2 protein-coding genes are annotated in these 1,188 nt (G+C 68.7%); both read left to right on the top strand.

The genetic code is table 11. The features are described 5' to 3' along the window. Positions 1-707 (top strand): N-acetylmuramoyl-L-alanine amidase (locus tag L995_RS22400; RefSeq protein WP_047473771.1); only part of this gene is annotated, 707 nt, incomplete at its 5' end. Positions 708-918: 211 nt separating this feature from the next. Beyond that, entirely contained in the window at positions 919-1,143 is a 225-nt protein-coding gene (locus tag L995_RS22395) for a glycine zipper domain-containing protein (protein ID WP_016447665.1), read from the top strand. The last annotated feature ends 45 nt before the right edge of the window (positions 1,144-1,188 follow it).

Raw genomic sequence — 1,188 nt, 5'->3', positions numbered from 1 at the left:
CCGCGTTGGACCCGGGCCACGGCGGCGAGGACCCCGGCGCCACCGGCCCCAGCGGCACGCGCGAGAAGGATGTGGTGCTCAAGATCGCCCACCTGCTGCGCGACCGCATCAACAACACCCGCATCGGCGGCAGCCCCATGCGCGCCTTCATGACGCGCGACGCCGACTTCTTCGTGCCGCTGGCCACCCGCGTCGAGAAAGCCCGGCGCGTTCAGGCCGACCTTTTCATCAGCATCCATGCCGATGCCTTCACAACGCCGGCCGCGCGTGGCGCCAGCGTCTTTGCGCTCAGCGACAAGGGCGCCTCCAGCACGGCCGCGCGCTGGCTGGCCAACAAGGAAAACCAGTCCGACCTCGTGGGCGGGCTGAACATGGGCTCGCAGGACCAGCACGTGCAGCGCATGCTGCTGGACATGAGCACCACGGCCCAGATCAAGGACAGCCTCAAGCTCGGCGGCGCCCTGCTGGGCGAGATCGGCAACATGGCCAAGCTGCACAAGCCGCGCGTGGAGCAGGCCGGCTTTGCCGTGCTCAAGGCGCCCGACATCCCCAGCGTGCTGGTGGAGACCGCCTTCATCAGCAACCCCGAGGAAGAAGCCCGGCTGCGCAGCAGCGCCTACCAGGTGCAGCTGGCCGACGCGCTGATGCGCGGCATCCGCAACTACTTCGCGCACAACCCGCCGCTGGCCCGCAGCCGCTCCGTCTGAGCCGCGAGGGTTGCCACAGGCACGGCGGCATGCCGTCCGCCGCCGCTGTCGGACAGGCAGGACCGGACGCTTCCAAACCGCCCGGCCCCAGCTCGGGCAACTCTCCTACCACGGCCGCAGGCCGTGAATGAGAGCATGCCAACATGTTCCACACAATGCTTGCGCCACCATCCATCCGCCGAAGCAACGCAGGCCACGACAGGAGATGAACATGAAGACACGCCTTTATTCCATTGCCGCCGCTGCCGCCATTGCCTTGTTCTCTGCCGGCTGTTCCACCAACCCCAGCAACGCCCAGATCGGTACCGGCGTCGGCGCCGTGGCCGGTGGTGTGGTGGGTGACGCACTGTTCGGCAGCACGCTGGGCACCGTGGGCGGCGCAGCCGCCGGCGCACTCATCGGCAACGAGGTGGGCAAGCGCAACGACCGCCGCTGACCGCTGCCGCCGCCGTTCGGCCACTGAACGAAAAAGCCCCTTGCG

The sequence above is a fragment of the Delftia sp. ZNC0008 genome (assembly GCF_000799035.1).
Taxonomy (GTDB): Bacteria; Pseudomonadota; Gammaproteobacteria; order Burkholderiales; family Burkholderiaceae_C; genus Comamonas; species Comamonas tsuruhatensis.
Note: the sequence above shows the minus strand (reverse complement) of the source record. Positions and strands in the feature narration are given on the sequence as shown.